The organism is Nostoc sp. CHAB 5715 (assembly GCF_020829685.1).
Classification (GTDB): domain Bacteria; phylum Cyanobacteriota; class Cyanobacteriia; order Cyanobacteriales; family Nostocaceae; genus Nostoc.
In genome coordinates, this window is record NZ_JAIVFR010000294.1 from 1 (window position 1) to 7,615 (window position 7,615).

A 7,615-nucleotide genomic window follows, 5' to 3' on the forward strand; every position below is an offset into this window, starting at 1 on the left:
TCTGAAACAGGAAAGATTGGCGAGGGAACAAGCCCAAGAGCAAGCAAGACAAGCAGAATCGGAGGTGGAAAGGTTGAAAGAACAGTTGCGATCGCTTGGCGTTGACCCTGATACTATTTAGCCATAGAGCAAGCGATCGCAGTATCGTGAGTGCTTCACCTACCTCAACCTGACTCAAGGCGATCGCAAAAAGACATGATCATGTACTATGTCAAACAGGTAGCTCGTCCGCCAGCATGGGCATTATCCTGAAAGCGCAGTTTCAGCCCAAGAATCTCACGCTTTCAAGAACTGAGAGTATCCAATTAACTGAGTGCGATCGAGCGTCCTTGCCGAACCGAAAAAGGAAGCTCTATATTTATGATTTTATTTGGCAACTCATCTTTTTACTCGTAAAATCGAAAACAAGATCAAGCTCAGTAGAAAAGAGTTCCTAAATTAATGAGTACGTTAATCAGTCAGGGTGCAAGAGCTATCACTAAATTTCAGGTGGTAGACCGGATAAATGATATCGTTTGGCAAGCTCACCAAGGTAGCGTTGCTGCGATTATTCAGCTATTGAACGAAAAGCTAGCCAAATCTGGTGTCAGAACTAGAGCCATTTTTTCTGATGGTGTCTTACAACTTCTGTGCGAGGCGGCTAGGATAGAGCAACTTGAGCAATCTCCCCTCGTAGAACAAATCCAGCAAATTCTTGATTCCATCGCCCCGCGTCACATTCGGCGAGTCAATATCAACAGTCGGATTGTTCGAGAACAACAATTACTATGGTTAAAGGAAATAGATAGCGATCGCGACAACCAATTGCTTTGGTCACAGGAAATTACGTTAATTCAGCCTAATATTGTAAAGCAATTAATTAAAGATTTCACAGAAGCTCAAGCTGAACTAAAAAAGCCAAATTTTCCTAGAACTCAAGTCTCTCGTCCTTTAGTACTTATTAACAAGGAAAAACACAAAAATAAGCCTAAAAAAAAGATATTAGCCGTGGCTAGTTTATGCTCACTGTTGTTGCTTAGTTGGGTTGTTTATGCCCAGTTAGGTAATAAAGTCAAAAACCTAATGCAACTAGAAACTTCTAAATCTTTAATTACAGAAAATACTAACGTTAATAAAGACCAAACACCATTCCGTACTTTTAACAATAGTCTTTCTGAGCCATCTGATGATCCATTTGCAATATCTGTGCGAATTGCCAACCAAGCTTCTGCATCTGGTAAAACAGCCACAAGCTCAACTCAGTGGTTAGAGATAGCTGCTAAGTGGCAACGTGCTTCAGATATAATGGGTACAGTACCACAAAACCACAGCCGTTATCAGGAAGCTAAAATTCGTACTCAACTATATAAGAAATACAGTGAGGCGGCGCAGAATGAAGCCGATAAGAGTAAATCTTAGTTTTTTCTTATTGAAAAACTGCGATTACTTATTAGTATTCTAGCTATGGGGAATAGATTATTTATTTTACTTCTCGCACTTCACCCAAGCGCGTAAAACGAATTTCAATGCGTCGCCGCTTTGATTCTGTCTGACGCTTTTCTTGGGGAATGGAAGCAAATTCCCCATTTGGTAATATTAATTGTGCTGCCGAATAGGCGCGAAATTGCACTCCTGGCATCTTATATTAATTCCCACTTTTTTTGCAGCCGATGTAATTTTAGCCCAATACGTTTGGGTTAAGCCAGAAAAATAAAAATGTGTAGGTTGGGGAGCCACTGCGTTCATTGGTATCAACTTAAGCTAAAAGTAGCTTAACTGTTAGCTTCCTCACCCGCCTCGAACTAAAGTTCAAGGCTAATAGCTAAAGTCTACTGAAGTAGACTAAAGATTTTTTGCTATATATTATAGCGGTTCTCGAATGGAAGCAATACACTTTGACCTCTCTCCTAAAAGGAGAGAGGCTTTGAATCTTGCTCCCCAACGCTAGCTCTTAAGGGGCTGGGGGTTAGGTCTGTATTGGACTCAAGCGAGAAGCGCTATAGTCATCTTCAGATGACTTCCGCTATTAGCAAGAAACTTCAGTTCCTTGCGGGACATAGCTTTTACGTTAAGTTGACACCAATGCACTGCGCCCTTGCGGTTTCCCGACTTGAAGCAAGTGGCGTTTGAGGAACGAAACCCAACATTTTCGGCATTTGTTGGGTAACACTAAAGTTCAAGCCAACCTACAATTATCCTTTTGATTCGTAGAGTCAATCTAGAATCCAAAATCCAAAATGTGTGTCTTCTAACTCAGGAGTTCTCCTGTTTCTTGCAGGGAGTGCAAGCGGCGGTAAATACCCTCGTGACGCAAAAGTTCATCATGGCTACCCACTTCTACAATCTTTCCTTGTTCCAGAACTACAATTTTATCGGCTTCCCGCACTGTACTTAAACGATGGGCAATCACGATGGTGGTGCAAGTACCCTGAATCGATCGCATCGCTAGCTGAATTGAACGCTCAGACTCATAATCTAAACTAGAGGTAGCTTCGTCAAAAATCAGCACGTCTGGTTCCACTAACAACGCCCTAGCAATTCCTAACCGTTGTCTTTGTCCTCCAGATAGCCTGACACCTCGTTCTCCTACGACGGTGTAATAACCTTTGGGTAAGTGCTGCACTACTTCATCGACTCTGGCAATTCTACAGGCTTCTTGAACCTGCTCCAAACTAGCATTTGGTCTGCCGTAGGTGAGGTTATCCAATATAGTACCGTTGAAAACGTCTACTTCTTGGTGAACGATCGCTAATCTCCGTCTATATTTACCTACATCCAAAGTGCGAATATCTTGACCATCAATCAGAATTTGACCCTCTTGAGGTTCAAAATATCGCAACAGCAATTTCACTAAAGTAGACTTACCAGAACCGGAACGCCCCACTAATGCCACTGTTTGGTATGGTTCAATCAACAAGTTAATATCTTGCAAAATTTGACGCTTGGGATCATATCCAAAACTGAGGTGCGACAACTCAAGTTTTCCAGTAAATTTATAAGGTGATTGTGTCTGGTTACTCTCTTCTAAAAGACTAGCACAATCAGATGGAGTTGGCTCTTGGAGAAATTCGTGAAACCGCAGCATAGAAGAATAACGACGAGCAAAAACTTCTGCCAAGTTACTAATAGGTTCTAATTCGGCATAAGCCATGCTAGAAAGAGTTAAAGTCATGACAAAGTGACCAAGAGAAATTTGCCCATTTACTGTTGCTGCTAAAGTCAAACCCAGAATTGTAAACACACAAAACTGAATTACAGTTCTTTGCCAAGTAAATAGTATCGTATAACCTTTGTGGATGCGATAATCAAGCACCATTAGTTCACGATCCAAACGTTGCTTTTGCCGTTTCAGTTCCCTAGCTTCTGTAGCAAATGCTTTCACCGTTTTGATATTGGTGATTAATTCGGAAGTGCGGCTTTCGGTGTCCTCTCCATATTTATCCACACGACTTTCGTACCGAATTAACTGCTGTAATTTCTTCAAGCTGAAGCTGAGAATAATTACAAAGGAAATTAGATATAAAATCGCAATCCGCCACTCAATCACCAAAATAAACACAAAAATTCCCAATACACGAACCAGTTTAGGAATCAACTGTCCGGCGATTTCGGGATACCCCCAAGTGTGGTTCTCAACACCTCTAGCTACTTTTCCGGCGATGCGTCCGGGGTTATTTTCGTCATAAAATTCCAGTGGGAGAGTAAGAATTTTGGCGATCGCCGCTTCGGTTTTATCTCGACGCGCCCTGAAAGCTATATCCCAGTGAAACCAACCAGTCAACCAAGGTTGTGTCGGTGCTCTCACTACGGTGACAATGAATATTAAACTCAGTAATACTCCTAAAGATAGAGATTTATTAACTGGGTAATTGGTGATGTCAGAAAAAGTTGCGATCGCACTTTGAAGTGGTTTATCCAATGGTTGATCAGACAAAACGTTTAAAATCTGTCCGATCGCATAAGGGACAACCAAATCAATAATTTCATAAATGCTAGATGCTGTAATACTGAAAACACTCTGCTTCCAGTAAGAGCGAAAGTAATTGACAATATCTCGAAATTTGGCCATGATGCACACCGTCCAAGAGCGCGATCGTAAACTTGGAATTTATATACTACAAATGTATTACAAAAATAGTCAAGGGGTATAGGTTTAAATCACTCCTTTGGAGCAGTAGGCATTTGTACGGGGATAAATTCTAAGCGATAGCGATAGAGGGCAACTGGTCGAGAGCCAGCTTTAAAGTAATCTGGATCTTGGGGTGAAAGATAGACAGCAGTAACTTGATCTGCCTCAATCGCCGGATTAGCTGTTGGAAGTTTATGATAAGCGGTGGTAGATTCTACAGAGTTTAAATAGGGGCGTGAACCGCCTTTGAATAGTTGTTGAAACACCTCTGTAGTGATGAACTTGCCATCAGGGGTAGTTTCTGTAGCCCGTGCAGTCACAATGGAAACCAGTTGACGACTGCTACGCAAGAACGTAATCTGACGATTAGGTGAATCTGGATCTACTTTGACTAATAATACTGCTTCATCCCCTAAATAAGCTCTTGCTAAATTCAAGCTATTAAACGCTCTATCTGCTACTAAAATTGTGGATTTGTAATCTATCTGAGGAAATATTTTTAACCCAGTCATAGATGGTTGCTCTTTGACAAATCTTACTACAAAACTCACAGGCTGATTTAATTGTCGGCGATTACCTTCAAATCCTGGCGTTATGATATCTGGTGCTAAAGGTGCAGCTAAATCTACCAAAGTACTTGTAACTTGCCAAGTACCAGCCATCCATTCAGGGTAAACCAAATCACCCGAAGCCGGTTGTACTGAAGTTAATTTTTCCCATTGAGGAAAGTTTGCTAACCGTTCAGACAATTCTCCTGCAAGAGCATCGCCACCCCACAAAAGGAATAAAAGCAGCAAGCAAAAACTCCAAATTCCCTTCATTGTAAGCATTAGTAGTTTTATATTTAACGTTTATTATTTATCGATTAAAAATTAAGTAAGTTTGTGTAAAAAATTAAAACTTTGTAGTCAAATATTTTACCTTACAATCCCAAATTATGGTTATAGCATGACATTGGCACTATAGCGGTTATCGTTTACGTGAGGTACACCCGTAGGGGCACGGCACTGCCCATACGTGTCAACTTAACGTAAAAGCCATGTCCCGCAAGGAACTGAAGTTCCTTGCTAATAGCTTAAGTCATCTAAAGATGACTAAAATATACCCAAAAATCTTTAGTCTACTTCAGTAGACTTTAGCTATAAGCCCTGAAATTCATTTCTGGGCGGGCGTGGAAGCCAACAGATAAGCGATTTTTAGCTTAAGTTGACACCAATGGGCACTGCCGTGCCCCTACACCTGGTGATGTAATGTTGTACTGCATCTGAATGGGAACCGCTATAGGCATGATTGAAGTTTATGGAGTTCCCACAGCAGTGGAAGTGGGAGATGCCATGTGTAAAGCTGCCCGTGTTACCCTTGTTGGTTATGAAAATACTGATTTAGGACGAATTACCGTGTTAATTCGGGGGGTTGTGGGCGAGGTGAAAGTGGCGGTGACAGCAGGACTAAAAGCGGCGTTGCAAGTTAACGGCGGCGAGGTGATTTCTTCTCATATTATTCCCCACCCCCACGAAAATTTAGAATATGTTTTACCGATTCATCGCAGCGTTAATGTAGAGCAGTTCAGTGCAGATATCCGATTTCCTCCACCCCTATCAGTTTAGCTGTATTAAATTTCTGCTGGTAAAGGTTGCCAAATATCGCCATATTTCTCTCGTAAAGCTTGCCAAGCTTCCACCTGTCCTGGTTCATATTCTCCCGGTTTACCCCATTGCAAAAACAGGCTTAAGGCAGGTTCTTGTTTATCATCTAAAAACCGGATAGCATAGGTTGTAAAATTGCCCCTCTTCGCTTCACCAGTTTCAAATTTCACCTGAGTGATTTTGTCCATATTCAAATGAAACTCAAAGCCTTCGGTATGCATATTCGCGTACTTTCCTTTAGGCAATTCTGCATAAAATAACTTTTCTATTTTGCCTCGTGCTTCTAATACAGCAGCGCTACTAGTAACAATTAAACGCAAAGTTCCTAGAGTCTCACAAGCTGCTAAAAATTCTTTCAATGTTGTAGTCATTTGTCATTTGTCCTTTGTCATTTGTTATTTGTTGTTAGTTAAACGATGAGTCCTAATTAATGCCCCATGCCCCCAGAACTAAAGTTCCGCGGCTCATAGCTTAAGTCCACTAAAGTGGACTAAAAACCTTTCTTAGTCGTCTTTAGACGACTTTTGTTATTAGCCTCAGAATTTATTCTGAGGCGGGCTAGATGAGAATGAAATAGCCCTGCCCATGCCCCATGCCCCATGCCCAATTCCCAATCCCTATTTTTCGTATTGTTCATAAGCAGCGACAATGCGCTGAACTAGAGGATGGCGCACAACATCTTTTTGGGAAAATTCGCAAAAGGCAATACCTTCAACGTGTTTTAAAATTTGTAAAGCTACTCCTAAACCCGATTGTTGGTGAAGTGGTAAATCAGTTTGTGTCATATCGCCTGTAATCACCATCCGAGAACGGAAGCCCAAACGAGTCAAAACCATTTTCATCTGAGCAGGTGTAGTATTTTGAGCTTCATCTACAATTACAAAAGCGTTATTGAGGGTGCGTCCCCGCATATAGGCGAGTGGTGCGACTTCAATCACACCGCGTTCCATTAAGCTGGGTATTTTTTCTGGATCGATGAATTCATAAATAGCATCGTAAAGTGGGCGAAGATAGGGATTAACTTTCTGCTGTAAGTCTCCAGGCAAAAAACCGAGTTTTTCACCGGCTTCGACGGCAGGGCGAGTTAAAATTAGCTTTTCAAACTGGTTAGCAAGAAGTGCTTGCACGGCGACAACAACAGCGAGATAAGTCTTACCAGTACCAGCAGGCCCAATACCAAAGGTGAGATCGCGTCTACGGAGTGCGTCGATATATTGACGCTGGCGGAAGGTTTTGGCACGGACTTCTTCGCCCCGGCGACTTTTGGCAAGGACATTTCGCTGTAAATCTTGCAGTTCCTCTTGCCGATCGCTATCTATGGCTTGACGAGCTGTTAAAATATCGGCACTGGAAATAGTATTGCCTTTAATCCAGAGGTCTTCAAGCGATCGCACTAATCGAGAAGCCAGATCAATTTGCCCTTCAGTACCAGAAATCACTAATTCCTGTCCGCGTAGCACTAAAGTGGCTCCTGTTTGCCGAGATAGGATTTTGAGATTTTCTTCTCCATCTCCCCCAAGAGCGATCGCGCTGGGAATATTGGGCAGCTGAATTGTTAAGGCACCTGCCATAGTATTTCTTAATTGGTGAGGATCTGTGTTTGACAAAGGTTAATGTTTTTTCGCCCTTAGCGAAATTACGCTTTTATTATTTACATTTTGGAAAAATATTTGCAACAAATGAATCGTCGTAGGGGCATACACCTGTACATTAGTGTCAACTTAACGTAAAAGTCATGTCCCGCAAGGAACTTAAGTTCCTTGCTAATAGCAAAAGTAATCTAAAGATTACTAAATATCCGTAAAAATCTTTAGTCTACTTCAGTAGACTTTAGCTAAAAGCCAAAGAACTTTAATTCTAG

7 protein-coding genes are annotated in these 7,615 nt (G+C 41.6%); 2 read left to right on the forward strand and 5 right to left on the reverse strand.

The features are described 5' to 3' along the window. Nucleotides 1–441: 441 nt before the first annotated feature. Nucleotides 442–1,398 carry a hypothetical protein gene (locus LC574_RS17425; RefSeq protein ID WP_229454668.1) on the forward strand — a complete coding sequence of 319 codons (957 nt, stop codon included), beginning with the start codon at nucleotides 442–444 and terminating at the stop codon, nucleotides 1,396–1,398. 61 nt (nucleotides 1,399–1,459) lie between these two features. On the opposite strand, the gene LC574_RS17430 is transcribed toward LC574_RS17425, so the two are convergent. The 3 genes from LC574_RS17430 to LC574_RS17440 all read right to left on the reverse strand — a co-directional run bounded on the left by LC574_RS17430 (nucleotide 1,460) and on the right by LC574_RS17440 (nucleotide 4,938). After that, nucleotides 1,460–1,618, reverse strand: coding sequence for a hypothetical protein (locus tag LC574_RS17430; protein ID WP_306422130.1), 159 nt, complete (start codon nucleotides 1,616–1,618; stop codon nucleotides 1,460–1,462). A 609-nt stretch (nucleotides 1,619–2,227) separates the two neighbouring features. Further along, nucleotides 2,228–4,048: an ABC transporter ATP-binding protein gene (locus tag LC574_RS17435; RefSeq protein ID WP_229454669.1), complete on the reverse strand. Its 1,821-nt coding sequence runs from the start codon at nucleotides 4,046–4,048 to the stop codon at nucleotides 2,228–2,230. A gap of 89 nt (nucleotides 4,049–4,137) precedes the next feature. Continuing rightward, nucleotides 4,138–4,938 carry a DUF6816 family protein gene (locus LC574_RS17440; RefSeq protein WP_229454670.1) on the reverse strand — a complete coding sequence of 267 codons (801 nt, stop codon included), beginning with the start codon at nucleotides 4,936–4,938 and terminating at the stop codon, nucleotides 4,138–4,140. A 438-nt stretch (nucleotides 4,939–5,376) separates the two neighbouring features. On the opposite strand from LC574_RS17440, the gene LC574_RS17445 reads away from it, so the two are divergent. After that, entirely contained in the window at nucleotides 5,377–5,715 is a 339-nt protein-coding gene (locus LC574_RS17445) for a carbon dioxide-concentrating mechanism protein CcmK (protein ID WP_229454671.1), read from the forward strand. 5 nt (nucleotides 5,716–5,720) lie between these two features. Here the strand turns inward: LC574_RS17445 and LC574_RS17450 are convergent, their stop codons facing one another. Together LC574_RS17450 and LC574_RS17455 are read right to left on the reverse strand one after the other, a co-directional pair. Next, nucleotides 5,721–6,125, reverse strand: a complete 405-nt coding sequence (locus LC574_RS17450) for a ChuX/HutX family heme-like substrate-binding protein (RefSeq protein WP_229454672.1) — start codon at nucleotides 6,123–6,125, stop codon at nucleotides 5,721–5,723. A gap of 246 nt (nucleotides 6,126–6,371) precedes the next feature. Beyond that, the gene (locus LC574_RS17455) at nucleotides 6,372–7,325 is read right to left on the reverse strand and encodes a PhoH family protein (RefSeq protein WP_229454673.1); all 954 of its coding nucleotides are present in this window, start codon (nucleotides 7,323–7,325) and stop codon (nucleotides 6,372–6,374) included. Nucleotides 7,326–7,615 lie beyond the last annotated feature (290 nt).